Origin of the sequence: Nonomuraea gerenzanensis, from assembly GCF_020215645.1 — a bacterium.
GTDB lineage: Bacteria > Actinomycetota > Actinomycetes > Streptosporangiales > Streptosporangiaceae > Nonomuraea > Nonomuraea gerenzanensis.
This window is the reverse complement of the sequence record NZ_CP084058.1, coordinates 4,410,693-4,436,296: the sequence shown is the minus strand read 5'-3', so window position 1 is coordinate 4,436,296 and position 25,604 is coordinate 4,410,693. Positions and strand designations below refer to the sequence as shown.

The following is a 25,604-nucleotide window of genomic DNA, read 5'->3' as shown; positions in this document are numbered from 1 at the left end:
TGATCGTCGCTAGCTGACCGACGGCGCCAGTGGAAGGGCAGCGCGAACCGAGGAGCGGCGCTAGTCCGTGATCAGCGCCTTGACCGCGAGCTGCTCCTCCCCCGCCGGACCATCGAGCCGGATCGACAACTCCCAGACCCCGCTCATCGGAAACAACTCCCCCTCGGCCAGAAACCGCCCGGGCTCCCGCTCCGTGGCAGCCAGCTCGGGCGTCGAGTGCCCCATGTCCGCCATCACCGCCGACACGGCCACGCTGTCGGCGTCACCCTCGTTCACCTCGACCGCCACGGCGACCCGCCCCGGCTTCGGGTCCTCGATCACGACGGTGGCGGCGTAGCGGGCGCCGGTGGTGGTGAGCTCGAGCGGCCCGGTCGTCGCGGCCCGGCCCATGACGAACACCGCCACGCCCGCGGCCACCAGCGCCCCGCCCATCAGCACGAGCTTCTTCCTCATCGCCGCACCTCCGCCGCCGTCACGTCCACCGTGAAGGGCTCGGTGACGATGCGGTCTCCGGTGGCGTACTGGATCCAGGCCAGGTACCGGCCCGAGGTGGGGAAGCTGAAGGTGAAGCGGAGGCGGGAGCCGGGGGTGCCCATCTCGTGCACGTGGCCGAGGAAAGCGCCGTCCTGGCTCCGGACGATCAGGTGGCCGGTCATGCCCAGCCACGGCCGCACGCCGGCGGGCGTGTCCAGCTCGATGGTCGCGGGACGGCCCGCGACGGGCGCGACGGGTTGCAACCGTGGCGTGGCTGCGGCACCGCCGTCCTCTGCCGCACTGGTGTCCTCTGCGGCGCCGCGGTCCTCTGCCGCACCGGCTTCCGCTGAGGCATCGGGTTCCGCTGAGGCCCTGGCCTCACCACCCACGGTGAAGTCCGCGGTGACGAGTTGCCCGCCCGAGTCCTCCCGTTCCAGCTCGGCGTGCACCAGGTAGCGGCCGGGACGGTCGGTGCTCAGCTTCACCTCCAGGTGCCCGGGCGCCGTGCGCAGCGGGTGCACGTGCCGGAAGTACCGGCCGTCCTCGCTGGTGACGACCACGTGCGCGAGCGCCTCGTGATGTACGGCGAGATCGTCGACGGGACGCCCGGTGGAGCCGTCCATGAGGTCGAGCCGCAGCGTGAACTCCTCCCCCGCGCCCGGCCGTGCGGGGGCAGTCTCCACCCGGGCCTGCGCGTACGGCCGCCCGCCCGCAGCGGGGGTCGCGGTGGTGGGGGCGGCGCCGTCGGGCGCGGGCGGGGGAAGCCCCGGTTCGAACACGATGACCATGGCGGCGACGGTCACCCCGGCCGCGGCGCCCGCCGCCAGGGCCATCGCCCGCCCCGTGCGGGCCGTGGCGCCGGTGAGCAGGCCGCCCACCAGCAACATCGCGGCCATGAACAGGCCACCGTAAATGAGGAAGTCGCCCATCGACCCGCGTTCGACGAGGACCCGGAACGGGACGACGGCCACCTCGCCCCCCGCGCTCAGCTTCAGCTCGTGTGGCCCGGTCCGTTCCACCCTGAGCTGCGTGTACGCGGGTTCGGCCGCCGCCTGGGCGGTGCCCGTCACCGTGCGGCCGTCCTCGACCGAGCGGACCTCCAGGCCGACGGGCAGCCCGGAGACCGGCTGGTAGGCGATGACTCCGATCCGCAACGGCCCCGGCACCCGGGACGTTCCCTTGATCACCACCGTGATCTCGGCGCCGGCGATCGTCTGGGCGATCCGCAGGTCCGCCCCCGCCGTGACGTTGTGCGCCGAGGCGGGGGCGGCCAGCGCCAGCACCAGGACGGCGGCCAGGCACAGAGAGCGAAGGATCATGCCCGCTCGGCGTCGGACGCGCTGACCTGGACCTGCTGAGCACCGACCGCACCGGACTGCGGGACGACCGCCCCAGGCTGAGCACCCACCGCGCCAGGCTGGGCGACGACCGCCCCAGGCTGGGCGGTGACGGCGTTCGGGAGGAACAGTGCGCCGAGGGCCAGCCCGATGAGCCCCGCGATGATCGGCGCCCCCGTCCACAACTCAGGCACCGCAGGCAGCCCGCCACCCGCGACCGACGCGATCCCGATGTACAACGCCCACGTGGCGAACGCCGACAACCCGGCGAAGGCCCAGTAGGCCCCGCGCCGCTCCCCTGACGGCCGCAGCCACCGGATCAGCAGGTCACTCACGAGCCCGGCCACCACGAACGACACCAGCACCGGCACGTTCTCGAACTCGGTCTGCGCCCCCGGCATGAGCACCCCGATCGCGTACATGACGGTGACCGAGCCGAACGGCAGCACCCAGCGGCGCACCAGCAGCAGCACGGGGCTGAGGATGACGACGTTGGTGACGACCATGGCCAGGGCGAGCCGGTCGGCCCCCGGGTCGTTCACGGAGGAGAACGCCTTGACGATGCGGGGCGCGCGGTACTGCATGGCGTCGCCGTACGACAGGAACAGCGACACCAGCGTGGTGGCGAAGGCGAGCCCGATCAGGGCGGGCAGCAACCGGCCCAGCGTCGGCCGGGCGCCGAGGTCGGGGGCGTTCCAGGCGGAACGCAGGGGTGTGGTGATGATGAGGAGCATCGTCACGATCAGCCCCAGATGTGAAGGGCTGAAAAGAATATCGAGGCTGGTTTCGATGCCCAGAATGGTGTGCCACATCATGTCCGCGAAGCCGAACGCGGCGAACGCCGGCACCGCCACCAGCCCGGCCAGATAACCCGTCGGCACCGCAGCCAGCCCCTGCCTCCCGGCGCGCACGTTCTGCCACACCTGCCAGAGGATCCAGCCGGAGACCACGGCGAACCCGGAGTAGAACACCGCATGCCACGGGGTGAAGAACGTCTCCAGCTCCGTCTGATTGGTGTGCGCCCAGGCGTCGATCATCAGCCCGACCCCGAACCACACCCCCAGCAGCGCTGTCACCAGGTCGGCCCGCGGGGACACCCATCCCCTGGGCTCCCCCGAATCCACCAGTAATCGCCGGATGCCGGCGTCGGCCAATGCCACGTGCTGACTCCTTTCCGTCAGGTCGAATCTATCCATATCGCGTTCAGGCAAGGATCGAAAAACAAGCGCCCGGATTTCACCGTACGTACCGGCGCGAACACGTTTCCTCAGAATGGCTGACAAATCCGCCATATGCTGGCGAAGGGATTTCTGGAATCGCGCGCGGCCGGATGAGGTGGCCTCCCGGGTTGAGAACGGTGGGTTTCCTGCGCGATGCTGGTACGTCGGATGTTGTTCACTCGGGGGTCGGATGAGGTCGCTGCGAATCCTGCGTTGGCTGCCCTTCGTCGTCATGCTGGGTGTCGCCCTCACCGACCTGTTCGCCGGCGAGAGCCTCGTCTTCCTGCCGCTCCTCACCCTCGGCCCCGCCTTCGCGTCGGTGTCGGGCGGGGTGCGGCGGACCGCCGCCGTGGGCGTGGCCGCGCTGGCGCTCTGCGTGCCCATGGCCGTCTACAACGACCTGCTGTTCACGTTCGAGAACAACCTCACGGTCGTCGGCATCGTGGGCGTGACGGCGGCGAGCATGCTGGCCAGCCGCCTGCGCCTGCAACGCGAGCGGGAGCTGGCCAGCGTCAGGCAGGTCGCCGAGGCGGCCCAGCGCGTCCTGCTGCGGCCCGTGCCCCGGCGGGCGGGTGACCTGCGGGTCGCGCTGTCCTACACCTCGGCGGCGGCCGAGGCGCAGATCGGCGGCGACCTGTACGAGATCGTCACCACCCCGCACGGGGTGCGGCTGCTGATCGGCGACGTGCAGGGCAAGGGCCTGGCGGCGGTCGAGACGGCGGCGTGGGTGCTGGGCGCGTTCAGGGAGGCGGCCTACGACGAGGCCGACCTGGCGGACATCGGCGAACGCCTGGAGGCCAGCCTGGCGCGGCACCTGGGCGGGGAGCAGTTCGTCACCGCGATCATCGCCGAGATCCACGAGACCGAGATGGCCCTGGTGAACTTCGGGCACCCGGCCCCCCTGCTCCTGCTCGGCGACGGCACCCTCTGCACCGCCGAACCGCCCGACCCCGGGCTGCCCCTGGGGCTGGGGGCGCTGGAGCCGTCGGCGGTGAAGGCGCACCGGGTGCCGTTCGGGAGCGGTGATCGCGTCCTGTTCTTCACCGATGGGGTGATCGAGGCGCGGAACGGGCGGGGGGAGTTCTACCCGCTGGAGGGGCGGGTGTCGTTGTTGCGGCGGGATGAGCCGCAGGCGGGGCTGGACGCGTTGCGGGCCGATCTGGTGCGGCACACGGGCGGGCCGTTGCTGGACGACGCGGCGATGTTGCTGCTGTATCGGCCCGGCGACTGAGGCTCAGCGGGCGCTGCCCTGCGCCAACCGGCTCTGGGCGAACGCGACGATCGCGTCGATCAGGTCCATGTCATGCGCCAGCGCGGCGTCGTCCCTGGGATGCGGGTCGAGGCACGTGAGCACCGCTCGGGCGGCCTCGGGCAGCGGCCCCGAAGCGTTCGGGGCACCGGCGTCCCGTACGGAGGCGCCCGCGCGCAGGTGCAGCAGCCAGGCCGCGAGCACCCGCACCGCCCCCGGCGGCAGCACCCCCCGCCCCCTCCCAGCCCGGCCGGCCCGACGGGAAGTCCCCGCACAGCACCCACTCGGAGTACGGTTCGGTGACGACCGGGGCGGCGTCGGCCCACCCGGTACAGGCGGCCACCACGGCGGTGTCCGTCGACAATTCTGTTCTCCATATCGTAACGAACTGCTCGGCCATCAGCTCTACGCCGACGATCCCCGCTCGCGCCACACGCCCGACAGCACCCGGGTGACGACGGCGCTCAGCGCCCTGATGCCGTGGACGGAGGCGGGGTCGAGGCCGGTCGCCTGCCGTACTCGCTGCAGGCGGTAGTCGAGCGTGCGGGGGTGGATGTGCAGGGCGGCGGCCGTCCGCAGCCGGTGCAGGTCGTGGCGGTAGTAGGCGTCCAGCGTGACCACCAGGTCGGGGCCGGGCGCGAGCCGCTCGGCGATCGAGCTGAGCCACTCGTCGATCGGCGGCGTGCCGGCGACGCCGAACTCGACGAAGACGTCGGCGAGCTGGTGGACGGTGTCCGCGTCCGCCCGGACGGGCGCCACCCGGCTGATCTGCCGCGCCTGGGCGAAGGCCTCGGCGAGCCGCCCGCGCCGCCCCTCGGCCACCCCGGCGGCGCACCGCAGGCCGGTCAGCTCGCCGAGCCGCCTGGTGAGGGTCAGGGCCTGCTCGCGCGCCCGCGTCCCGATCCCGGCCGCGTCGCCGTTGTCGTCGGGCTGCGGGATGAGCATGACGAGCTCGTCCGGCGCGGTGAAGCGCATCAGCGCCTGCCCGGTCCCGAGCAGCTCCCGCACGATCCCGGCCTGGACGCGCTCCGGCAGCGGGGGCCGCCGCTCGCCGATCCTGACCACGGTGACCAGGTAGCTGTCGTGCAGCGGCATCCGCAGGCCGAGTGCGTGGTCGGCGGCGGCGGGGTCGTCGTTGCGGAGCAGCGCCTCGGTGAGCTGCTGGATGCGCAGCCCGGCCGGCTGCACGGCGTCGCGGGCGTCCATGAACCCGCCGCTGTAGGCCTGGTAGCCGGCCTCTCCCCTGCTGGAGAGCCAGCCGACCAGCCGCCTGATCTCCTCGAAGTCGTGCGGCCTGCTCAGCTCGGAGATCTCCTGCAAGGTCAGCGACGTGTGCAGGGTCAGCGCGTGACGGTGGGCGGGCAGCGTGATGCCGCCCGTTCCCCGCAGGCGGCCCATCTCGGCCATGACGTCGAGGTCCTCGGGGGCGAACGGCTGATCCAGGGCGGCCAGCTCCGCCGTCCGGCGGCGGACGAAGATCATGAAATCGAGCATGGCGGATCTGATGTCCGCGTTCTCGGCGATCCGGGCGTACTCCGGAATGCGCGCGGCGTAGATGTCCACCGCTCTGCGCGCGTAAAACTCGGCTTTCCGGTGCCACAACGTGAAAAGGCTTTCCATGTGCACTTCCCCCGAACGGCATGCGCGAAATTCGCGCCGTCCAGACCATACGTCCGGCACGGCCGGCCCGGATGTCACCGATGGGGGAAAGCCGCAGGCTCGCATTTCGGAGCCTGCGGCTGAAAGGAGAGTGGTACCGGCCGGAATTGTCAGGTGATCGTGGCCAGGAGTTTTTTGTCGATCTTCCCGTTCTGGTTGAGCGGGAGCTCGTCCAGCACCACGCACCGCTTGGGCACCTTGAACTGTTCGAGCCGGTGCGCCAGGCCCTTGCGGACCAGCGCGGGCTCGGTGTCCCCTGTCACCACGAGCACGGCGTCGCCGCCGTCGGCCTTCGGCGGCAGCACGACGGCCATGCGCACGCCGGGCAGCTCCAGCGCGGCGGCCTCCACCTCGGTGGCGCTGACCCGGAAGCCGCTCTGCTTGTAGACGTCGTCCCGCCTGCCCTCGACGTAGAGGTACCCGTCGGGGTCGAGGTGGCCGAAGTCGCCCGTACGCAGGCCGGACGGCCGGAACCGGTCGGCGGTCAGCTCCTCCTGGTTCCAGTAACCGTTCATCACGTGCGGGCCGCTGACCACGATCTCGCCGACCTCGCCCGCGGGCAGCGGCCGGCCCTCGGCGTCCACGATCGTGACCCGGGTGCCGGGCAGCGGCAGCCCGGACGAGCCCGGCCGTTCCAGGTCGCCGTCCACGGGCATGATGGAGACCCGCTTGCACTCCGTCAGCCCGTACATGAGCTGGACGCGCAGGCCGGGCAGCCGTTCGCGCAGGGAGGCGAGCACGCCGCGCGGCATGGCCGCGCCCGTGTTGGTGAGCAGCCGCAGCCTGGGCACCGGCACCGGGACGTCGCTCCTGGCGACGGCGGCGGCCAGCGTCTGCGCGACGGCGGGCACCGCGGGGAACACGGTGGCCCGCGACTCCAGCAGCTCCGGCAGGATCCGCACGCCCGCGCCGAGCGGGCCGGGCAACCAGACCTGCGCGCCGCACAGCGCCGCGAGGAAGATCTGGTAGAGGCCCACGTCGAAGGAGAACGGCTGCGTGGTGTAGACGACGTCGCCGGGCCGGTAACGCAGCCGCGACTGGATGGCGCGGGCCACGAACGTCATCTGCGCGTGGGTCGAGACGATCGCCTTCGGGCGGGAGGTGCTGCCGGAGGTGTAGATCATGCAGACGGGCGCGCCGGGATCGGTACCCGGCCGCTCGCCGGAGCCGCCCCCGGCCCGTACGAGCGGCGGCGCGCCGACCAGCGCCGTGTCGGGGCCCACGGCCTGCACCCCGTGCGCCACCGCCTGCCCGAGCACCTTCGGGTTGTCCGACACCACCATCGCCGGGGCGGCGTCGTCCAGCACGTACGCCAGCGCAGGCCCGACGACCTGCTCGTGCAGCACGCAGAAGACCGCGCCCGCCAGCGAGCAGCCGTACACCCACGAGGGCGTGTCCAGCGCCCGCGCCCTGGTCAGTGACAGGAGCACCCGATCGCCCGGCCCGACGCCGCGCTCGCGCAGCCACGCGGCGATGCTCGCGCCCGCCCCGGTGACGTCGCGGTAACGCAGCGGGCGCCCCCGCTCCGCGATGGCCACGGCGCCGGCGGGCGCCGCGTCCAGCAGCTCGTGCAGCAGCTCACCGCTCATTCAACCGGCTCCTGACGTACGCGGCGAGCGAGCTGACGGTGGCGAAGTGGGCCAGCGTCAGCGCCTCCGGGTCCACCGAGATCTTGAACTCGTCCTCCAGCCGGGCCACCAGCTCGACCATCGACAACGAGTCGAGGTGCAGGTCGTCGTGGAGCCTGCTGTCCTCGCCGAGCTCGCTCACCTCGCGGCCGAGCACCTCGGCGACGGCGTGCCGGATGTCCACCTGCCCGTTGCCGGGGAAGTCGACCAGCCGCTGCTTGCGCAGCAGGTCCTCGGGGGTGTCGCGCTCGCGTACGAGGTGCGCGACGCCGTCCATGACGAGGATCTCCGCCGGGTATCCCTGGCCGTTCATGTACGCGATCGAGGCGGTCGGCCCGTACGCGCCCATCCGCTGGATGCCGATCAGGTCGCCGGGCCGCAGCTCCGGCAGCTCGGCCTGCTTGGTCAGCACGTCGGTGGGGGTGAGCAGCGGCCCGGTGACCGACCACTTGCCGTCCAGCGGCCGCTCGTCGGACAGCAGCACCGTGGGGAAGTTGCGCTTGACGTAGGTGCCCAGGCCGATGGCGGACATGTTCATGTTCGAGCCGCCGTCGGTGACCGCGTAGCGCTGGCCGCGCGACTCCTTGACGTACCGGACGCGCAGCACGCAGACGCCGGCCGTGCCGACCAGGTAGCGGCCGGGCTCCATGGCGATGATCGCGTCCGGGTGGGCCTGGGCGAAGCGCCTGGCGGCCCGGTTGATGCCGGAGACGAACATCTCCTCGTCCGGGTCGTTCTCGCCCTCGAAGTAGGCCAGCCCGATGCCGCCGCCCAGATCGACCATCCGGACGTGGATGCCCAGCTTGGTGGCCACCTTGCCGGCCAGGTCCAGCGCGCGCTCGGTGTTGGCCACGATCACCTCGGCGTCCAGGATCCGGGTCCCGGTGTAGATCTGCACGCCGATGATGTCCACGTGCGGGTGATCCTGCACGGTCGTGGTGGCCGCCAGCACGAGGTCCTCGTCGATGCCGAACTGGCGGGGCCGCCCGGCCATGGTCAGCCGCCCGCCCTCCACGCCGTGGGCCGGATTGACCCGCAGTAGCACCTTCGGCCGTTTGCCCAGCCGCTCGGCCAGCTCGTCGATGGTGCGCAACTCGGCGAAGGACTCGCAGATGATCGCCCGTACGTCCCGGGTGACCAGCTCGGTGAGCTCCTCGACGCTCTTGCCCGGGCCGGTCATCAGGATCCGGCCGGCCGGAACGCCCGCCGCGAGCGCCGAGCGCAGCTCGCCCAGCGAGCACACCTCCGCGCCCGCGCCGAGGCTGCCCAGCAGGCCGACGACGCTGATGTTGGGGTTGGGCTTCAGCGAATAGAAAAGCTGGATCCGCTCGTCGAACGCCCCGCGCAGGCGACGGTAGGTGGCCGTGATGACGTCGGCGTCGTAGACGTAGGCGGGGGTGCCGAACTGCTCGGCGATATCGGTGAAGGACAAACCCTGGATTTCGTGCGACACGCATTGCTCCAATTCACGGGAGAGCGCTGTGAATACAGCTCTTCGAGTGTCCTTCGGCGGTGCGCGCGCGGTCATCGTGATCGCGCGAGAACCGGCCGGGACCCGTGTCGTGAGATGGCGCAAAGAATGCCGTCACCCGCGCCACGCTGCACCCCAAGTCGCACCCAAGTCACCCCCAAGCCGCCGCTCCTAGCCTTTCTCCCGCCGGCGGAGAACCCCGCTGCGCAAATGGCGAATGCGGCAACCGAGGAAAGCGGGAAGAGACATGCGACTCACCGGACCCACCCGGCTCATCGCGGCGGCGACGCTGGCCGCCGCCGCCTTCATGAGCACCACCGGCGCCGCCTGGGCGGAGCCCGTCACCGAGGACTTCCAGACCTCCAGCGGCGCCATCGGCCCGGGCAGCTACAAGACCGTGACGCTGAAGTGTCCGTCCACCCTGCCCTACATCGTCAGCTTCGGCGCCAGCACGCAGATCGACTCCGACGAGGACGAGCTGCACACGCACGTCGTCGATGTGAAGGCCAACGAGGCCAACCGGTCGATCTCGGTGAGCTTCACCAACTCCGAGCCGAAGAACACCTGGCCGCCGGTCGACGTCTCGGTCAAGCTGCACGTGTCCTGCTCGAACGTGAAGCCGGCGCAGCCGCCCTCCCTGCACGTCACCAAGAACGTGACCGTGCCGATCCTGGGCACGTTCTCGGCGTTCGTGCTGTGCCCGGTGTCCCATCCCCGGCTCGTGGAGACGCATGAGGGCCACGACGCGGCGCTGACCAGGACGAAGCTGAACAGCTTCCCTGGGAACGTGGGCGGGGGTGCCACGTGGGAGAACAACGACGGGTTCGCGCCGCATCCGGCCTGGGTGCGGGTGTACTGCACGGCCTGACCGGCACTCCCAGGGGTGGCGTCAGCGGACGGGGAGGCCGGTGACGGCGCGGCCGATGATCAGGCGCTGGATCTCGCTCGTCCCCTCGAAGATCGTGTAGATCTTGGCATCCCGGTGGAAGCGCTCCACCGGATGCTCCCTGGTGTACCCGGCCCCGCCGAGGATCTGGATCGCCTGCTCGGTCACCCACACCGCCGTCTCCCCGGCCACCAGCTTCGACATCGAGCCCTCCGCCTGCTCGAACTGCCTGCCGTTCCTGGCCATCCACGCGGCCCGCCAGGTCAGCAGCCGGGCCACGTCCACCCGGGTGGCCATCTCGGCGAGCAGGAAGGCGATGGCCTGGTTCTCGCCGATCCGGCGGCCGAACTGCTCGCGCTCGCGGGCGTAGTCCCTGGCGTACTCGAAGCCGGCGCGGGCGATGCCCACCGCCATCGCGGCCACCGACGGGCGGGTGGTCTCGAAGGTGCGCATCGCCGCCTGCTCCCCCGCCCGCTCGCCCTTCCGTACGCGCGCCAGCCTGGCCTCCAGCTTCTCCTTGCCGCCGAGCAGGCACGAGCCGGGCACCCGGACGTCCTCCAGCACGACCTCGGCGGTGTGGGAGGCGCGGATGCCGTGCTTGCGGAACTTCTGGCCCATCGACAGCCCCGGTGTGCCGGGCGGGATGACGAACGAGGCCTGCCCCCTGGTGCCCAGCGACGGGTCCACCGAGGCGACGACGACGTGCACGTTGGCGATGCCGCCGTTCGTGGCCCAGGTCTTGACGCCGTTGAGCACCCAGTCGTCGCCGTCGGGGACGGCGCGGGTGCGGATGGCGCCGACGTCGGAGCCGGCGTCCGGCTCGGAGGCGCAGAACGCGCCCAGCTTGACGTCGTTCTCCGTGCCGAACATCTGCGGCAGCCACTCCCCCATCTGCTCGGGGGTGCCGTTGGCGGCCAGCGCCGCGGCGGCCAGGCCGGTGCCGGTGATCGACAGGCCGATGCCCGCGTCACCCCAGAAGATCTCCTCGAACGCCACCGGCAACGCCAGCCCGCTCTCCTCGAACCACTGCGTGGCGAAGAAGTCGAGGGAGTACAGCCCGATCTTGGCCGCCTCCTGGATGACGGGCCAGGGGGTCTCCTCCCGCTCGTCCCACTCGGCGCCCGCGGGGCGGATCACGTCGCGGGCGAACGCGTGCACCCAGTCACGCACCTGGATCACGTCGTCACTCGGCTCCGGACAGAACCCGGCCATGTGTCCCCCTTAGGTTACCGATGGTAACACCCTACCGGGCGGTAGCCCGCCGCCGGAACGTCCAGCGGCGGGCGAACCGACATCACAGCAGCGTCGTCCTCTTCTTCCCTGCCGTCCAGGTGGAGACCAGGATGAACAGGGCGGCCGTCGCCATCCCGATCGCGAGGCCGTACATGAGCGGGGTGAAACCACCGAACGCGGCGGCCACCTGCGGCCCGACACTGCCCCCCACCGCGAGCGCGGCGGAGAACAACGCCAGCGCCGTGCCCCTGGCCTGTCCGGCCTCCGCCGAGATGGACTCGTTCATGCTGGGCAGGCCACCGGTGATGGCGGCCACGTACAGGGCGAGCAGGAGCACCAGCACGGCGGTACCGGTGAGGCCGATCACGGCGAGGGTGAGCGCGGCGACCGCCAGGAACGCCACCGCCCTGGTCGTCATGCGGATCCTGGCCAGCCAGGGCATGAGGAGCGGCACGAGCACGATCGACGGCAGGCCGGCGGCCCGCAGGGCGAGCAGTTCGGCGGGGGAGCTGACGCCGTAGATCTGCAGGCCGGTGTAGACGGCCACGAAGCCGACCATCAGCATGATCGTGGCCAGGTAGCGCAGGGTCAGGACCCGGTGGAACAGCAGGCCGGGAAGCGGGCGGTAGGCGGACAGCAACGATCCGGCGAGGTGGCGCCCGCCGCCGGCGGACGCAGGCGCCGTGGGGTCGGATGCGGGCACCGACCGCGCGGACGCAGGCGCCGTGGAGTCGGATGCGGGCACCGACCGCGCGGACGCGGGTGCCATGGGCGCGGACGCGGGCCCGGGACGCGGGGTCTCGAGTACCGGGTACGCCGTCTCGGTGCGGTCGCGAGGTGGGTCGGGCAGCATGACCGCGCGCACCCCCAGCCACGCGACCACGAACCCGGCCGCCGAGATCCCGAACAACCCCCGCCAGCCGATCACCTCGACGAGCAGCTGAGCGGCGACCTGCAGCACCACGGCGGAGGCGAGGAACGCGCCGGTCACCGCCGCGATGGCGGCCACGCGACGGCGCGGCTCCAGCCGCTCCCCCAGGTACGCCATCGCGGCGGGCGGGAACATCGCCACCGCCACCCCCTGCAGCGCCCGCAACCCCAGCGCCACCTCGGGCGACGGACTCAAGGCCACCAGCGCCGTCGTCAGCGCGGCCAGCGGCAGCCCGATCATCAACACCCTGCGCCGCCCGTACCGATCAGAAAGCGGACCGAACACCAGGAACCCGACGCCATAGCCGATGCCGAACGCGGTCACCAGCCACGTCAGCCCACCGGCAGAGGAACCCCAGCCGGCGGCCATGTCGTGCAGGAGGGGGATCACGACGTACAACTGCCCGCTGACCAGGATCGCGGTGAGCGTGAACGCCGTCAGCGTGCTCGCGAAGGGGGCGGTGGCGGGGACGGGCGGCCGTAGCCGTGGAGTGCGGGAAATCGTGAGCGTCATGGGCTCGGACGCTAGCCAACCAACCAGTTGGATGTCAACCAGCTAGTTGGTTTGCAACCAACCGGTTGGTGGTTAGGATGGCTCCATGGCACCCAAGGTCTCGACCGCCGCCACCCGCGCCGCCCTGCTGGAGGCCGCGCGGGAGGAGTTCGCCGCGTACGGGGTGGCGGGCGCGCGCGTGGATCGCATCGCCGAGCGCGCCGGCGTCAACAAGGAGCGCATCTACGGGCACTTCGGCAGCAAGGAGAAGCTGTTCGACACCGTCATCACCGAGGCGCTCGACGACCTGACCGCCCAGATCGCCCTGCCTGGCGCCGACCCCGTCGAGTACGTGGCCAAGCTGACCGACTACTACCGCTCGCATCCCGACACGGTGCGGCTGCTGATGTGGGAGGCGCTCAACTACCGGGGGCAGGAGCTGCTGGAGGGCCAGGAGGCCCGGGTGGAGCGCTGCGGCCGCAAGACGGCCTCGCTGGCGGAGGGTCTGGGCGAGCCGGGGCCTTCGGCGGCTACGGCCCGGACGCTGTTCATGTTGACGGGGCTGGCCATGTTTCCGTCGATGATGCCGCAGCTCGGGCGCATCATCCTGCGCGACGCGGCCGACGATCACGACGCCATCCGCGACCAGATCGCCGCCTTCGTCGCCGCCGCCCTCAAGTAGCGCTTGCTGCGGCCGGCTCGCCTGACCCGCTGCGTCTGAACGCGCCCCACACACCTGACCCGCGCCCGAACGCGCCCCACACGCCAGGCCCCGCGCCCTGATCTGGACCCGCGCCCTGATCTGGACCCGCGCCCTGACCCGCGCCTGGATGCGCCTGGATGTGCTGCCCAAGCGCCTGCCCTGCACCCGAGCACGCCGACACGCCTCGCCACGGGCCTGCCCCGCCATCCCCGTCCGCTCGACCACACCTCCTCGGCAGGCGTGCCGGCTCTGGACGAGACCGAGACGGGCGGTCAGGCGTCGACGGTGAGCATCGGCGGTCGCTCACCGATCCCCATATCCCGGATCAGCACATCATGCCCATCCTCCCCCCGCCGGAACTGCGCGAGCCGCACCGACGGCTCATGCAACGCCCGGATCTTCCCCTGCCGCTCCAGCCGCGACCAGGCGGCGAGCATGATCTGCCCCGCCATCCCCCCGAGCGCCTCGGTGGACTGCGGCGCATGCTCGCGCGACCCTAGATCCACCTGCGCGAACGCATCCAGCCCGGCCAGCTCCAGCAGATCGATCAGGAGCCCCAGCTCCACCCCGTAGCCGGTCACGAAGGGCACCCGCTCCAGGACCGAACGCCGCCCGGCGTACTCCCCCGCCAGCGGCTGGACGAAACCCGCCAGCTGGGGCCAGTGCAGGTTGATCAGTGGCCGGGCCACCAGCTCCGTGACGCGCCCGCCTCCGTCCCCTGCCCCGTTGAGGGGACGGTCATAGCACCCCTTCGCGTACGCCACGCTCGGATCGCCCAACAGCGGCCCGAGCACGCCAAGCACCAACGAAGCCCGAAATTTCCGGATATCGGCGTCGACGAACACCAGTACGTCCCCCGACGTCACCGCCAGGGACTTCCACAGCGCCTCCCCCTTGCCGTCGAGCGGCTTGAGCTGCGACAGGATCTCGTCCTGGGCGTGCACCCTGGCCCCCGCCCGTGCCGCCACCAGCGCGGTGTCATCAGTGGAACGTGAGTCGATGACCACGAGCTCGTCCACGAGCCCGCCCAGCTCCCGGCGGATCACCTTGACGATCTCCCCGACGGTCTCCCGCTCGTCGCGAGCCGGGAGCACCACGCTGACCGTGGTGTCTCCCTTGGCGGCCAGCAGGTCCCGGAGCGGCCAGTCGCCGGCGGACGAAGTACGGCGCCGCAACCATCCGCGAACTTCAGGCAGCATGCGACAAATCCCCCGAATCCCCACATTTCATGCTTTGTGTGGTGTCGCTCCCCCTCCCTATCTACCCTGCTCACGGGCCACCCACCGCCGAGTCCCAGCCACCGATCGCCATGGCTGCGCACCGCGCTCGCCGGCTCACCGAGGGTCGCCTCCGCTCACCATCCCAACTCGTCACACCCCTGATGATCGGCAGGCTCGACCTGCAACGTGGCATGCGCGACACCATGCCGATGCCGGAGCACGTCCCGCGCCTGATCCAGGACGGCATGGTTGTCACTGTGATCGCTGGTCACAAGATGGGCAGTGGCGACGTTCATCCCGGACGTCAGCGTCCACAGGTGCAGATCGTGCACATCCCGCACCCCCTCGATGGCCGCCAGATCGCTCGCCACGGCAGCGGCGTCGATCTCCTCCGGCACGTGCTGCCCCAGGACCGCGAACACCTGCCGCCCGAGCGAGACCGCCCGCACCGCGACGAAGACCCCGATGCCCAGCGCGATGACCGTGTCCCAGAGTGCCTGACCGGTGGCCGCGACCAGCCACCCCGCCACGATGACGCCGACCGAGCCGGCCGTGTCGGCCACGACCTCCAGGTAGGCACCCTTGACGTTCAGGCTCTCGCCCGCCCCTGAGCGCAGCATCAGCAGCGCGATCAGGTTCACCACCAGGCCGATGGCGCCGACGGCGAGCATCGGGCCGGAGGAGACCTCGGCGGGCCCGCCGATCCGGCCGATCGCCTCCAGCACGACGTACACCGCCACCCCGAGCATCAGCACGACGGCCAGCAGCGACGCGAACACCTCGGCCCGGTACGAGCCGTAGCTGCGCCTGCCCGTGGTGTCGGGGCGGGTGGCGATCCTGGTGGCGACGAGCGCCGCGCCGAGCGTGACGACGTCCGCTGCCATGTGCCCCGCGTCCGACAGCAGCGACAGCGAGCCCGACAGCAACCCGAAGACCAGCTCCACCACGAAGAAGGCGCCGATCAGGACGAACGACACTGCCAGCCGCCAGCGATGACGGCTGCCCGCGTGCCCGTGACCATGCCCCTGACCATGCCCGCGACCGTGCCCCTGACCATGCCCGTGACCGGCGCCCATCAGGCGTTCCCGTCGCGCTCGGGGTGCAGGGCCTCCGTGTGCTCGGTGTGCGCGAGGGCGAGGTCGAGCAGCAGGCGTACGTGCGGATCCTCCAGCCGGTAGTACGCCATGCGGCCGGAGCGGCGGGCGGCCACGATGCGGTGGGCGCGCAGCAACCGCAGCGCGTGGGACACGGCCGACTCGCTCTGCCCGGTCACCGCCGCCAGGTCGCACACGCACAGCTCGCCGTCCAGCAGCGCCACCAGCAGGCGCAGCCGGTTCGGGTCGGACAGCAGGCCGAACACGTCGGCGGTGTCGGCCAGGTCGTCGGCGGGCGGCATGCGCTCCCGCACGGCCGCCACCCTGTCGGCGTCGACCACCCGGGTGGTACACCCGTCCATCACCAAGACTTTGTCATCTGAAGAGGTATTCATATGGACAACATAGAGCCTCACGGTGACGGGGTGTCAAGACACCACGCGCCTCCCCGTCAACCCGCTACGGGCACGGTCACCACGTGCACGCCCCGGGACTTGAACGGCTCCACGGCCTCGGGGCCGGCGCTCCCGTCGGTCACCAGGGTCCAGGCGTCGGGCATCCGGGCCCAGGCGTGGAAGGGGCCGCGTCCCAGCTTGGCGGCGTGCACGAGCAGGTAGACGTGCCGGGAGCGCCGCATCATCAGCTCCTTCCTGCGCGTCTGCTGGAGCGGGACAAGCATGAAACGTCGCCCCGAGGCCGAGGCGGCGCGGGCCGACACCGACGCCGACCTGCGCTACGACAAGAGCCTGTCACCGTACTTCGACGGCGAGCCGGCAGCCGTCTACGACGCCGTCGCCAGGGTCTGGAGCGGGGCGGCCCTTCCCCGGGTGACCGGGTCACCGCGAAAGGAGCGCACCACCACCGGAAGCCCCGGCAGCGGCTTCGCCTTCACCGAACGAGCCGCCGCCGAGAGCCCCGGACAGTGGCTTCGCCATGAACTCGACGAGCCACCGCCGAAGGCCCCGGCGGTGGCTCCGCTCGTTTATCGGGATGATTTACGACGGCGAATTGGAGAACGCGATTCAGCCTTTCATCCGATCTCGCCGGAATGCTAAATTGGAGAGGCTTGTAAAGGCGACCCCAAGGCGTCGATCCATGGCGCACGAGAAAGGTGCGTGCCATGCACTCGGCGCCCAGCGGCATCCCTTTGTTATGGAATCGACGGCTGCAACTCTTCACGTTCGGCTGCTCTTTCACCTTCGCCCTCTGCTCCCTCTTCCAGGGCTGGTTGGTCATCAACGACGAGACCGTGCAACTGTCGTTGCGCCTGGCCGGCAGGACGGCGGCGGAGGCGCCTGACCTGGTGAGCCAGTTTCGGGTCGTGGCCGCTTACTACGTGGCGGGGAACACGCTGGGCATGTTCGCGTTGCGCGGCTCGGCGTGGTCCTTCTGGGCGACATTGTTGATCAATCTCACCCAGGTGACCGGCCCGCTGGGATTGATCCCCGCCCAGGTTCATCGGGCGGCGTTGGAGCTGCACGGGCCGGTCGGGCTGGTGCCGACCGTGGTCGTCTGCGGAGGGGCGCTCGTGCTCACCGTCACGCTGATGGCGCATATCATTCCGTGCCGGGAGATCTGGGCCGATCTGAAAGCGCGTCAGAATAGCCGGTGATGATTTGATCGGCGCGTTTTTCGATATTCGCGCCGGGCTCATGGTGGATCTTCGCCGCGGATCATGGCGTGAGCGGTCGTGCCGGTTGGTCGCCGCCGCCGCTCGCCGTTGTGGCCAGGGATTGAGGTCGGGGGTCGGGGCGGGGCGCCGAGGGCGGGACGAGCCAGGCCGCCACCGCCGCCACGCCCAGGATCGCGACCCCGACCCACAGGGACGCGCGCAGGCCGGAGACGAAGAGCGCGGGCGTGCCGTAGCCGCCGGTGGCCGCGAAGACCCCGGCCAGGACGGCCACGCCCAGGACGATCCCGATCTGGCGCATCGCGTTGTTGACGCCGGCCGCGAGGCCCTCCTCGGCGGGCGGGACGAAGTCGAGCGGCTGCCTGGCCGCCACCGCGTAGAACAGGCCCATGCCGGCCCCGGCCACGACCATGCCGGGCCACAGCAGTGAGTACGGCACGGCGGGCGCCACCACGACGGCGAAGCAGGCCAGCGCCGCTCCCTGCAGGATGGCGCTGGCCACCATCAGCCGCCTGACCCCGAGCCGGTCACCGAAGACGCCGGCCAGCGGCGCGACCAGGGCGGGCAGCAGCGTCCACGGTAACGTCCGCACGCCCGCGTCGAGCGGCCCGTAGGCCAGCACGAGCTGCAGGAACTGCGTCAGCAGGAACACCGTGCCGAGCATGCCGCCCTGCATCAGCGTCGAGGCGAGGTTGGACAGCGTGAACCCGCGGCTGCGGAACAGGCGGGGCGGCAGGACGGGCTCGGCCGCCACCCGCTCCCACCACGCGAACACCACCAGCACGGCCACGCCGGCCACCAGCGGCAGCAGCACCTGGAGGTGCGCCCAGCCGAGGGTGACGCTGCGGATCAGCCCGAAGACCACCCCGAACAGCCCGGTCATCATCAGCAGGATGCCCCGCACGTCGAGCCGCCGCTGCGCCGTGCCGCCCTCGGCGAGGAGCAGCGCGGCCAGCGGCACGAGGACCAGCCCCACCGGGACGTTGATCCAGAACACGGCCTGCCACGACCCGTACTGCACCACGGCGCCGCCGATCCACGGCCCGAGCGCGATGCCGAGGCCCACCATGCCGCCGAGCCCGGCGATCGCGGCGCCGCGCCGCTCGGGCCGCGTGGCGCCGACCAGGAGCGTCAGCGCCAGCGGGATGATCATCGCGGTGCCCAGCCCCTGGATCGCCCGAGCGAGCACCAGCATGCCGATGGAGCCTGCCGACGCAGCCGCCGCGGACGACGCGGTGAACAGCACGAGCCCCAGCACGAACACCCGCTTCCTGCCGAACCGGTCGCCGAGCGCGGCGGCGGTCAGCAGGAAGACGGCGTAGCAGAGCGTGAAGACGTTGACCGTCCACTCCATGCTCTCCAGCGACGCGCCGAACTGCTCCCGGATCGTGGGCAGCGCCGTGGTGACGACGAGGGTGTCGAGTGCCGCCATGAAACTGGCGACGCCCGCGATCAGGAATGTGCGCAGCTGCATCGCGGCCTCCCTGAGTATGGATAGCTAAGCTTACCACTATCTACACTCGCGCGGCAGACCAGGGATACGTCGCGCACTCGCCGAGCGCCTTGTACTTGTTGACCGCGTCGATCCGCGACACGGCGCCCAGCTTGTGGAAGATGTTGCGCAGATGCCGCTTGACGGTGCCCTCCGTCACCGACAGGTGCGTGGCGATCTGGCGGTTGCTCATGGCCGCCGCGACGAGCGCGATGACCTCCTTCTCCCGCCTGGACAGCGGGCCCGCGAAGTCGGCGTCCAGATTGGCGATCGTGCCGTGCGGCACCGTCAGCGTCACCTGCTCGCCGGCCCCCGCCACGCTGCGCAGTGATGCCACCAGGTCTCGCCGCGTGATGCCCTTGTGCAGGTAGCAGCGCACCCCCGCCCTGATCATCTCCTGCACGATCCGCGCGTCGTCGTACATGCTGAGCACCGCCACGACCGAGCGCGGCGAGGCCTCCCGCAGGCGCCGCACGACGCCACCCGGGCTGCCGTGCGGCTTGTCGATGTCGATCAGTACGATGTCCGGCCTGGTCCTGGCGATCAGCGCGACGGACGACTCGAAGTCCGCCGAGTCCGCCAGCACGCAGAAGTCGTCCTCGGCCAGGAGCACCTCTCCCAGGACCTCGCGGAGCAGCGTGTGCTCGTCCACTATCACGATCCTGATGCCCGCCGGCCTGGGGAACCCCCCGTTCCATCCATGCGCTAACGATGGAGATTTCGTTCCCATTGCCCGTTCAGCCCACCGTTCTACAATTGGCAATTCAACCCGTGGAACGTTAGCTCGTGCAAAAGAAGAATAGCCAGAATGTCATGGGCGAAGCAATACTCCGAATGTAATTCTAATATGAAGATTGTTGATGATTATATGTCCCCGATGTTTCCAATCATGAAAGAGAGCCCGTCCACCTGCTCACAGGTGGACGAGCTCCGCCATTCTTCAGTTGCGGACGGCCGTATCCGGGACGTGCACGGGCGGCGCCGGCGGCGCGGCACTCTGCTCCGGCTCCGGCATTCCGTGCCGCTCCCACCAGCGCGCCAGCGGCCGTGGCGACCACCACGCCCAGTGGCCGAGCAGTTTCATCGACGCCGGGACGAGCAGCCCGCGCACGATGGTCGCGTCGACGACGAGCGCCACCACCACGCCGACCCCGATCATCTTCAGGACGGTGACGTTCGTGATGACGAAGGCGCCCACGACCACGCCCAGCAGCAGCGCCGCCGCCGTCACGATGCGCGCGGTGTGCTGCACGCCGACCGCCACGGACTCCACCGGGTCACGCGAGACCAGGTAGTGCTCGCGGATGCGGGCCAGCATGAAGACTTCGTAGTCCATCGCCAGGCCGAACGCGATCGCCGCGATCATGACGGGCATGTTGGCGTCGATGAACCCGGGCGCCGTGAACCCGAGCGGCCCCGCCAGGAACCCGTCCTGGAAGATCAGCACCATCGCGCCGAACGCGGCCGACAACGACAGCAGATTCATCAGCACGGTCTTGATGGGCAGCGTGACCGATCCGAACGCCAGGAACAGCACCACGAACGTGACCACCGAGGTGATCAGCAACATCCACGGCAGCCCGTTGCCGATCATGGTGAGCATGTCGACGATGGCCGCCGGCCGGTTGGCGAACAGCGCGGTGGCGCCCGGCGGCGGCGGCTCCGCCCGCAGCTTCACCACTACGTCTCTGATCTCCTGGCCGTAGGGGGACAGGGAGTAGCCCAGGGTGATGCGGGCGAGGTCGCCCTCGGTGCCGGTCACCTCCGCGCGGTCCACGCCCTCGATCCGGTCGAGCCGCTGGGCGAAGTCGTCGAGCTGCGCCTTGGCCTCCGGCGTGTCCGCCGGGCCCGGCATGCGCACGACCGTGCTGATCACCTTGGTCGGGTCGTACGGGAACTCCTCGGCGAGCTGCCTGGTCACCACGACGCTGTCGGTGTCGGCGGGCAGCGCCCACTCGGCCGGCCTGGTCCACACGGCGCCCAGCAGCGGCACGCCGAGCGCGCCCAGCGCGAGGGTGATGCCCAGCACGACGGTGACCGGGCGGCGCATGACGCGGTGCGCGGTGCGGTACCACCCGGTGCCCTCGGCCTCCGGGCGGCGCCGCCCGAGCAGCGGGATGCGCAGCGAGTCGATGCGGCGGCCGGCCACCGACAGCAGCGCGGGCAGCACGGTGAGCGCGGCGATCACGGCGAACAGCACGACGCTCACGCCGGCGTAGGCCAGCGAGGTCAGGAACCGGGACGGGAAGACGATCAGGCCGCCCAGGGTGACCGCGACGGTGATGCCGGAGACGGCGACGGTGCGGCCGGCCGTGGCGGTCGCCCGGACGACGGCGTCCTCGACCTCCCGCCCGGCGGCCAGCTCTTCTCGGAACCTGTTGACGATGAGCAGCGCGTAGTCGGTCGCCAGCCCCAGCCCGAGGATCACCACCACGTTGATCGCGGCGGTGGACAGGTCGACGAGCCCGCCCACGATGCGCAGCACCACCAGCGACCCGACCGCCACCAGGATGGCGATGGCCAGCGGCAGCGAGGCGGCGATCAGGCTGCGGAAGACCACCAGCAGCAGGATGATCAGCAGCGGGAACGACAGCAGCTCGGCCCTGGCCAGGTCGCGGTTGCTGATCGCGTTGAACTGCTGGCCCACCGCGGTCAGCCCGCCGAAGCGCTCGGTGAGGTCGGGGGCGTCGAACAGCGGCAGGATCTGGTTGTAGACGACGACCTGCTCCTCCTCGACGGCGCCGGGGAGCTGCATGGCCAGGTAGGTCTTGTGCCGGTCTTCCGAGACGAAGTCGGTGGAGCCGGTGGAGTAGTAGGTCTCCACCCATTCGTAGGAGTCCTTGGGCAGCTTGGCGACGACCGCCTCGACCCGCTGCTTGAAGCCCGGGTCGTCCACGGACATGGTCGGGCTCTCATACATGACCACGACGTCCGCGACGTGCCGGCCGAGTGTGCCGGCCAGCAGGCTGTTGGCCTGGGAGGACTCGCCATGGGGGTTGTCGAGCCCGGCGCCGCCGCCCAGGACGCCACCCGCCCCGGAGCCCCAGACGCCGCCCAGGACGACGAACAGGATCGCGGTCACGAACACCCATGTTCGGCGCCTGACTACGAAGCGGCCGATGGTCGCAAACATCATCTCTCCCTCGACGAGGTAACTCAGATACCGATAGTAGAGCTTTCCACTATCGATGAACAAGTGGCCGGGCCGCGAGCCCCCCGAGCAGCCCGCCGAGCAGCACGGTCAGCACGACCGTGCCCGCCCACATCTCCGGCGACCAGCGCACCCCCGCCGCCAGGTGCAGGCCCAGGAGCTGCCCCGCGCACACCAGCCCGGCGTAGAGCGCGCCCGCCACGGGCAGCCGCAGCGGCGCATGCGGCCCTCGTACGGCGTCGAGCCGCACCATCAGCCCGTCGGCGAGGAGGGCGGCGGCCAGCGCGCCCGCGGCGACGGTCAGGTGCGGCTGCGGGAACTCGTTGATCACCATCAGCCGGATCGCCACCCCGAGCACCAGCGCGGTGCCGGCGAACATGGTGGCCCGCCTCCGGTGCATCATGAGCAGCGGGATCGTCACCAGCAGCGTGGTGATCAGGTAGCTGAAGACGCCCTGCACGACCAGGAACTCGTCCGGCGTGTCGATGATCCCGCCGTAGTCGCCCAGCACGGGCTCGTACGGCCGGGTCGGCGCGATCGTCATCATCGAGGCGCCGTAGTTGAGCAGCACCAGCAGGCCCATCACCGCGTACGTCATGGAGGCCACGCCCGCCAGCGCGCGCAGGCCGCCCTCCCCCGACGCCCACCACGACCGCAGCGGGCTGGTGCCCAGGATGACGCCGCCCAGCGTGGCGATGATGTGGGTCGGGCTGAAGGACGGCAGCAGGCCGATCTCGATGCCGATCGTCTGGTGCCAGATCATGTCGCCGAACCCGCCGGCGAAGAAGATCAGCGCGCCGATCGCGCCCAGCCGGTACCCCTCCGGCCAGCCGTCGCGCCACCACTGCGGGTGGCGGTCGCGCCGCACGTACGCCAGCCGGAACGTCCAGGCGGCGGTCAGGCCGTAACCGAGGTAGAGCACCGCGTGGTAGGGCGTGAAGAACCCCTCCAGGGTGTCGATGACGTTCTTGTGCGCCCAGCCGTCGATGGCCAGGCCGGAGATCATGATGGTGCCGCAGAGGACGGTGACCAGGTCCTCGCGTACGGTCGCCCGCTCCTGCGTGGCGACCACGGCGGTCGTCGCGGTCATCGCGCTACCCTCTGCGCCGCAGGGCGGGGTCGAGCAGCTCGGGCGGCCGCCACCCGGTGTCGGCGGCGTTGATCGTCAGCCCGGGCGGCACGATCTCGTCGATGGCGTCCAGCACGTCGGCCGTGAGCCGGGCGTCCAGGGCCTGCAGGTGGCTCTCCAGGTGGTCCATGGTGCGCGGGCCGATGATGGCCGAGGTGACCGCCGGGTGCTGCATCACGAACTGCAGCGCGAGCTGCACCAGCGACAGCCCCGACTGCTCCGCCAGCACCGCCAGCCGCTCGGCCGCGGCGAGCTTGCGCCGGTTCTCCTCCAGCTCCATGTCGTAGCGGGCGGGCAGCAGCGCGGCGCGCCTGCTCTGCGGCAGCTCGGCGCCCTCGCGGTAGCGCCCGGACAGCCAGCCGCCCGCCAGCGGGCTCCACGCCAGCACGCCCATGCCGTACTGCCGGCACACCGGCAGCAGGTCGGCCTCGACCGCGCGGGCCAGGATCGAGTACGGAGGCTGCTCACTGGCGAACCGCTCCCTGTGCCGCCGCTCGGCGACCCAGTGGGACTCGACGACCCGGTGGGCGGGGAAGGTGGAGCAGCCGATGTAGCGCACCTTGCCGGCGCGCACGAGGTCGGTCAGGGCGCCCAGCGTCTCGTCGAGGTCCACGGAGGGGTCGGGGCGGTGGATCTGGTAGAGGTCGATCCGGTCCGTACGCAGGCGGCGCAGGCTGTCCTCGACGGCCCGCATGATCCACGCCCGGCTGTTGCCGCCGCGGTTGGGGCCCTCGCCCATCTGGCCGTGGACCTTGGTGGCGAGCACGAGCTCGTCGCGCAGGCCGCTCTCGGCCAGGTAGCGGCCGATCAGCTCCTCGGACTCGCCGTTGGCGTAGACGTCGGCGGTGTCGATGAAGTTCACCCCGGCGTCGAGGGCCCGCTGGATGAGCTTCCCGGTCTCTTCCGGGCCGTTCTCACCCCACCAGCCGAACATCATCCCGCCGAGACAGATCGGACTCACCTTCAAGCCAGTCCGACCAAGTGGTCGGTAGTCCATTACGATCAACTCCCAGGCCGGTCGAAAAATGGATACGAGAACTGTCTACTATCCTTTTCGATGGGTTGGCAAGGGCCAGCTCGTGGGTACGAGTTGGGCGAAAGGGGAGGAACCATGCGCATCGCGGAGCTGAGCCGCAGGGCCGACGTGCCCGTCCCGACGATCAAGTACTACCTGCGCGAAGGCCTCCTGTCCCCCGGCGAGCGCACCAGCTACAACCAGGCGCAATACACCGAGGAGCACGTCCGCAGGCTCCGCCTGGTGCGGGCGCTGCTGGAGGTCGGCGGGCTCAGCGTCGCCGCCACCCGCGACGTCCTGGAGAAGATGGACGCCCCCGGCATGAGCCTCATCGACCAGGCGGGCAAGGCCCAGTTCGCGATGACCGTCACGCCGAAGGTGGCCAAGGACGAGGCCTGGCAGTCCGCCGAGGAGGAGACCCAGGCGCTGATCGAGCGGCTCGGCTGGAAGGTGCGCCCGACCAACCCCGCCCGCCTGACGCTGGCCTCCGCGCTGGCCACGCTGCACCGGCTCGGCAAGACCGACCAGCTCAAGCTGCTGGAGATCTACGCCAGGGCCGCCCGCGAGGTCGCCGAGGCGGAGCTGGGCCAGCTCATCCAGGACTCCGAGCCCGAGGCCATCCTCGAGACCGCCGTGGTCTGGACGGCGCTCGGCGACGTCGTCTTCAGCGCGCTGCGCAGGTTCGCCCACGAGGACGTGGCCTACGGCGACGCCCAGCTCGACTGAGCACACCGGCCAGGGCGTGCCCACCCACGACCGCCCGAGCAGCGCGTCCGCCCGCGACCGCCCGAGCAGCGTGTCCAGCTCGGCTGAGCGCATCGCCTAGGGCGCGCCCACCCGCGACTGGCCGAGCAGCATGTCCAGCTCCTCGGCCGCCGCGGCGGCATCGGCGAACTCGATCGCCTGCCACCCCGCGGCCCTGGCCCCCGCGCAGTTCTTGGCCAGGTCGTCGATCAGCACGCACTGCTCCGCCGGCACACCGGCGCGGGCGGCGGCCAGCTCGTAGATCTCCGGGTCCGGTTTCCGGCAGCCGACCTGCGCGGAGTTGACCACGTCGTCGAAGACGCCCTCCGGCGGGACCATGCGCCGCCAGTGCGGCTCCCACGCGGGCGGCATGTTCGACAACATCCCGACGAACAGGCCACGCTCGCGCACGCGGTGCAGCTGCGCGAGCCACTCGACGTTGGTCCGCCTGCCGTCGAACCAGGCGTCGGCGAAGCTGATCATCGGCGCCTCGATCCCGTGGGCGGCCAGCTCGGCGGCGATCTGCCGCAGCCACTCCTCCTCGGTGACCAGCGGGGTGTCCAGGGGCAGCATGAAGTCGTCGGTGCCGTAGCTCGCGGTCACGGTCGCGACGGCGGTCAGCAACGGGTCGGGCGGCAGGCCGGTCTTCGCGCAGAAGGCCGCGAACGTCTCGCCGACGGGCGGCGTGAGGACCCCGCCGAAATCCGTCCAGACGGCTTTTATGGAAATCGTCACGACATTACCCTGACACATTTCTCTCAGCCCCTTGTCAGGCCCGCATCAAACCCCGATCACGTCCGGATCAAAGCCATTTTCAGCATTTCCGTGGCTGGTTACATTACTCCG

25 protein-coding genes are annotated in these 25,604 nt (G+C 70.8%); 6 read left to right on the top strand and 19 right to left on the bottom strand.

Annotated elements, in window-relative coordinates; translation table 11 throughout:
• Window positions 1–60 precede the first annotated feature (60 nt).
• Genes LCN96_RS21000 through LCN96_RS20990 form a run of 3 tightly spaced genes read right to left on the bottom strand, consistent with a single transcriptional unit; the run spans window position 61 to window position 2,971 of the window.
• A complete protein-coding gene (locus LCN96_RS21000) occupies window positions 61–453 on the bottom strand; it encodes a FixH family protein (RefSeq protein WP_225274561.1) in 393 nt (130 codons plus the stop codon).
• Window positions 450–1,793 (bottom strand): hypothetical protein, encoded by a 1,344-nt coding sequence (locus tag LCN96_RS20995; RefSeq protein WP_225274560.1) that lies wholly within the window; start codon window positions 1,791–1,793, stop codon window positions 450–452. Before LCN96_RS20995 ends, LCN96_RS21000 begins: the two co-directional genes overlap by 4 nt.
• The gene (locus LCN96_RS20990; protein ID WP_225274559.1) at window positions 1,790–2,971 is read right to left on the bottom strand and encodes a hypothetical protein; all 1,182 of its coding nucleotides are present in this window, start codon (window positions 2,969–2,971) and stop codon (window positions 1,790–1,792) included. The genes LCN96_RS20995 and LCN96_RS20990 overlap by 4 nt, the downstream gene beginning before the upstream one ends.
• Window positions 2,972–3,221: 250 nt before the next feature.
• On the opposite strand from LCN96_RS20990, the gene LCN96_RS20985 reads away from it, so the two are divergent.
• The gene (locus tag LCN96_RS20985) at window positions 3,222–4,262 is read left to right on the top strand and encodes a PP2C family protein-serine/threonine phosphatase (RefSeq protein WP_225274558.1); all 1,041 of its coding nucleotides are present in this window, start codon (window positions 3,222–3,224) and stop codon (window positions 4,260–4,262) included.
• A gap of 3 nt (window positions 4,263–4,265) precedes the next feature.
• On the opposite strand, the gene LCN96_RS20980 is transcribed toward LCN96_RS20985, so the two are convergent.
• From LCN96_RS20980 to lysA, 4 genes are all read right to left on the bottom strand, one after another.
• On the bottom strand, window positions 4,266–4,508 hold the full coding sequence (locus LCN96_RS20980) for a hypothetical protein (RefSeq protein WP_225274557.1): 243 nt from the start codon (window positions 4,506–4,508) through the stop codon (window positions 4,266–4,268).
• 177 nt (window positions 4,509–4,685) lie between these two features.
• Window positions 4,686–5,900, bottom strand: a complete 1,215-nt coding sequence (locus LCN96_RS20975; protein ID WP_225274556.1) for a PucR family transcriptional regulator — start codon at window positions 5,898–5,900, stop codon at window positions 4,686–4,688.
• Between the two features lie 149 nt (window positions 5,901–6,049).
• A complete protein-coding gene (locus tag LCN96_RS20970) occupies window positions 6,050–7,528 on the bottom strand; it encodes a class I adenylate-forming enzyme family protein (RefSeq protein ID WP_225274555.1) in 1,479 nt (492 codons plus the stop codon).
• Window positions 7,518–9,020 (bottom strand): diaminopimelate decarboxylase, encoded by a 1,503-nt coding sequence (gene lysA / locus LCN96_RS20965; protein ID WP_225274554.1) that lies wholly within the window; start codon window positions 9,018–9,020, stop codon window positions 7,518–7,520. The genes LCN96_RS20970 and lysA overlap by 11 nt, the downstream gene beginning before the upstream one ends.
• Before the next feature lie 265 nt (window positions 9,021–9,285).
• Here lysA and LCN96_RS20960 point away from each other — a divergent pair, with 265 nt between their 5' ends.
• A complete protein-coding gene (locus LCN96_RS20960) occupies window positions 9,286–9,906 on the top strand; it encodes a hypothetical protein (RefSeq protein WP_225274553.1) in 621 nt (206 codons plus the stop codon).
• Between the two features lie 21 nt (window positions 9,907–9,927).
• Here the strand turns inward: LCN96_RS20960 and LCN96_RS20955 are convergent, their stop codons facing one another.
• Both LCN96_RS20955 and LCN96_RS20950 read right to left on the bottom strand, forming a co-directional pair.
• On the bottom strand, window positions 9,928–11,136 hold the full coding sequence (locus tag LCN96_RS20955) for an acyl-CoA dehydrogenase family protein (protein ID WP_225274552.1): 1,209 nt from the start codon (window positions 11,134–11,136) through the stop codon (window positions 9,928–9,930).
• A gap of 82 nt (window positions 11,137–11,218) precedes the next feature.
• Window positions 11,219–12,601, bottom strand: a complete 1,383-nt coding sequence (locus LCN96_RS20950; protein WP_225274551.1) for an MFS transporter — start codon at window positions 12,599–12,601, stop codon at window positions 11,219–11,221.
• 85 nt (window positions 12,602–12,686) lie between these two features.
• Between LCN96_RS20950 and LCN96_RS20945 the strand changes: the two genes are divergently transcribed.
• Window positions 12,687–13,262 (top strand): TetR/AcrR family transcriptional regulator, encoded by a 576-nt coding sequence (locus LCN96_RS20945; protein WP_225274550.1) that lies wholly within the window; start codon window positions 12,687–12,689, stop codon window positions 13,260–13,262.
• Window positions 13,263–13,555: 293 nt separating this feature from the next.
• Here LCN96_RS20945 and LCN96_RS20940 read toward each other — a convergent pair whose 3' ends face one another.
• The 4 genes from LCN96_RS20940 to LCN96_RS20925 form a co-directional block, all read right to left on the bottom strand.
• The gene (locus LCN96_RS20940) at window positions 13,556–14,482 is read right to left on the bottom strand and encodes a glucosyl-3-phosphoglycerate synthase (RefSeq protein ID WP_225274549.1); all 927 of its coding nucleotides are present in this window, start codon (window positions 14,480–14,482) and stop codon (window positions 13,556–13,558) included.
• 155 nt (window positions 14,483–14,637) lie between these two features.
• The gene (locus LCN96_RS20935; RefSeq protein WP_263657498.1) at window positions 14,638–15,480 is read right to left on the bottom strand and encodes a cation diffusion facilitator family transporter; all 843 of its coding nucleotides are present in this window, start codon (window positions 15,478–15,480) and stop codon (window positions 14,638–14,640) included.
• A 98-nt stretch (window positions 15,481–15,578) separates the two neighbouring features.
• Window positions 15,579–15,959: an ArsR/SmtB family transcription factor gene (locus tag LCN96_RS20930; protein WP_311132355.1), complete on the bottom strand. Its 381-nt coding sequence runs from the start codon at window positions 15,957–15,959 to the stop codon at window positions 15,579–15,581.
• An 89-nt stretch (window positions 15,960–16,048) separates the two neighbouring features.
• Window positions 16,049–16,276, bottom strand: a complete 228-nt coding sequence (locus LCN96_RS20925) for a DeoR/GlpR family DNA-binding transcription regulator (protein WP_225274547.1) — start codon at window positions 16,274–16,276, stop codon at window positions 16,049–16,051.
• Here LCN96_RS20925 and LCN96_RS20920 point away from each other — a divergent pair.
• Window positions 16,275–16,652 carry a hypothetical protein gene (locus tag LCN96_RS20920; RefSeq protein WP_225274546.1) on the top strand — a complete coding sequence of 126 codons (378 nt, stop codon included), beginning with the start codon at window positions 16,275–16,277 and terminating at the stop codon, window positions 16,650–16,652. The two genes, LCN96_RS20925 and LCN96_RS20920, sit on opposite strands and share 2 nt — an antisense overlap.
• Window positions 16,653–16,717: 65 nt before the next feature.
• On the top strand, window positions 16,718–17,209 hold the full coding sequence (locus LCN96_RS20915) for a hypothetical protein (protein ID WP_225274545.1): 492 nt from the start codon (window positions 16,718–16,720) through the stop codon (window positions 17,207–17,209).
• Window positions 17,210–17,270: 61 nt separating this feature from the next.
• Here the strand turns inward: LCN96_RS20915 and LCN96_RS20910 are convergent, their stop codons facing one another.
• The 5 genes from LCN96_RS20910 to LCN96_RS20890 all read right to left on the bottom strand — a co-directional run bounded on the left by LCN96_RS20910 (window position 17,271) and on the right by LCN96_RS20890 (window position 23,960).
• The gene (locus LCN96_RS20910) at window positions 17,271–18,701 is read right to left on the bottom strand and encodes an MFS transporter (protein WP_225274544.1); all 1,431 of its coding nucleotides are present in this window, start codon (window positions 18,699–18,701) and stop codon (window positions 17,271–17,273) included.
• Window positions 18,702–18,741: 40 nt separating this feature from the next.
• The gene (locus LCN96_RS20905; RefSeq protein WP_263657497.1) at window positions 18,742–19,371 is read right to left on the bottom strand and encodes a LuxR C-terminal-related transcriptional regulator; all 630 of its coding nucleotides are present in this window, start codon (window positions 19,369–19,371) and stop codon (window positions 18,742–18,744) included.
• A 288-nt stretch (window positions 19,372–19,659) separates the two neighbouring features.
• Window positions 19,660–21,801, bottom strand: coding sequence for an MMPL family transporter (locus LCN96_RS20900; protein ID WP_225274542.1), 2,142 nt, complete (start codon window positions 21,799–21,801; stop codon window positions 19,660–19,662).
• 100 nt (window positions 21,802–21,901) lie between these two features.
• A complete protein-coding gene (locus LCN96_RS20895) occupies window positions 21,902–22,960 on the bottom strand; it encodes a hypothetical protein (RefSeq protein WP_225274541.1) in 1,059 nt (352 codons plus the stop codon).
• A 4-nt stretch (window positions 22,961–22,964) separates the two neighbouring features.
• Window positions 22,965–23,960, bottom strand: a complete 996-nt coding sequence (locus LCN96_RS20890; protein ID WP_225274540.1) for an aldo/keto reductase — start codon at window positions 23,958–23,960, stop codon at window positions 22,965–22,967.
• A 150-nt stretch (window positions 23,961–24,110) separates the two neighbouring features.
• Between LCN96_RS20890 and LCN96_RS20885 the strand changes: the two genes are divergently transcribed.
• On the top strand, window positions 24,111–24,740 hold the full coding sequence (locus tag LCN96_RS20885) for a MerR family transcriptional regulator (protein WP_225274539.1): 630 nt from the start codon (window positions 24,111–24,113) through the stop codon (window positions 24,738–24,740).
• Window positions 24,741–24,836: 96 nt separating this feature from the next.
• Here the strand turns inward: LCN96_RS20885 and LCN96_RS20880 are convergent, their stop codons facing one another.
• Entirely contained in the window at window positions 24,837–25,493 is a 657-nt protein-coding gene (locus LCN96_RS20880) for an HAD family hydrolase (protein ID WP_225274538.1), read from the bottom strand.
• Window positions 25,494–25,604 lie beyond the last annotated feature (111 nt).

Excerpts from the sequence above, each read along its gene's own strand:
- LCN96_RS20925 (WP_225274547.1), bottom strand. The coding sequence starts at position 16,276 with ATGCTTGTCCCGCTCCAGCAGACGCGCAGGAAGGAGCTGATGATGCGG.
- LCN96_RS20930 (WP_311132355.1), bottom strand. The coding sequence starts at position 15,959 with ATGGACGGGTGTACCACCCGGGTGGTCGACGCCGACAGGGTGGCGGCC.
- LCN96_RS20885 (WP_225274539.1), top strand. The coding sequence starts at position 24,111 with ATGCGCATCGCGGAGCTGAGCCGCAGGGCCGACGTGCCCGTCCCGACG.
- LCN96_RS20940 (WP_225274549.1), bottom strand. The coding sequence starts at position 14,482 with ATGCTGCCTGAAGTTCGCGGATGGTTGCGGCGCCGTACTTCGTCCGCC.
- LCN96_RS20895 (WP_225274541.1), bottom strand. The coding sequence starts at position 22,960 with ATGACCGCGACGACCGCCGTGGTCGCCACGCAGGAGCGGGCGACCGTA.
- LCN96_RS21000 (WP_225274561.1), bottom strand. The coding sequence starts at position 453 with ATGAGGAAGAAGCTCGTGCTGATGGGCGGGGCGCTGGTGGCCGCGGGC.
- LCN96_RS20915 (WP_225274545.1), top strand. The coding sequence starts at position 16,718 with ATGCACTCGGCGCCCAGCGGCATCCCTTTGTTATGGAATCGACGGCTG.
- LCN96_RS20960 (WP_225274553.1), top strand. The coding sequence starts at position 9,286 with ATGCGACTCACCGGACCCACCCGGCTCATCGCGGCGGCGACGCTGGCC.
- LCN96_RS20975 (WP_225274556.1), bottom strand. The coding sequence starts at position 5,900 with ATGGAAAGCCTTTTCACGTTGTGGCACCGGAAAGCCGAGTTTTACGCG.
- LCN96_RS20910 (WP_225274544.1), bottom strand. The coding sequence starts at position 18,701 with ATGCAGCTGCGCACATTCCTGATCGCGGGCGTCGCCAGTTTCATGGCG.
- LCN96_RS20995 (WP_225274560.1), bottom strand. The coding sequence starts at position 1,793 with ATGATCCTTCGCTCTCTGTGCCTGGCCGCCGTCCTGGTGCTGGCGCTG.
- LCN96_RS20950 (WP_225274551.1), bottom strand. The coding sequence starts at position 12,601 with ATGACGCTCACGATTTCCCGCACTCCACGGCTACGGCCGCCCGTCCCC.
- LCN96_RS20945 (WP_225274550.1), top strand. The coding sequence starts at position 12,687 with ATGGCACCCAAGGTCTCGACCGCCGCCACCCGCGCCGCCCTGCTGGAG.
- LCN96_RS20955 (WP_225274552.1), bottom strand. The coding sequence starts at position 11,136 with ATGGCCGGGTTCTGTCCGGAGCCGAGTGACGACGTGATCCAGGTGCGT.
- LCN96_RS20970 (WP_225274555.1), bottom strand. The coding sequence starts at position 7,528 with ATGAGCGGTGAGCTGCTGCACGAGCTGCTGGACGCGGCGCCCGCCGGC.
- LCN96_RS20985 (WP_225274558.1), top strand. The coding sequence starts at position 3,222 with ATGAGGTCGCTGCGAATCCTGCGTTGGCTGCCCTTCGTCGTCATGCTG.
- LCN96_RS20920 (WP_225274546.1), top strand. The coding sequence starts at position 16,275 with ATGAAACGTCGCCCCGAGGCCGAGGCGGCGCGGGCCGACACCGACGCC.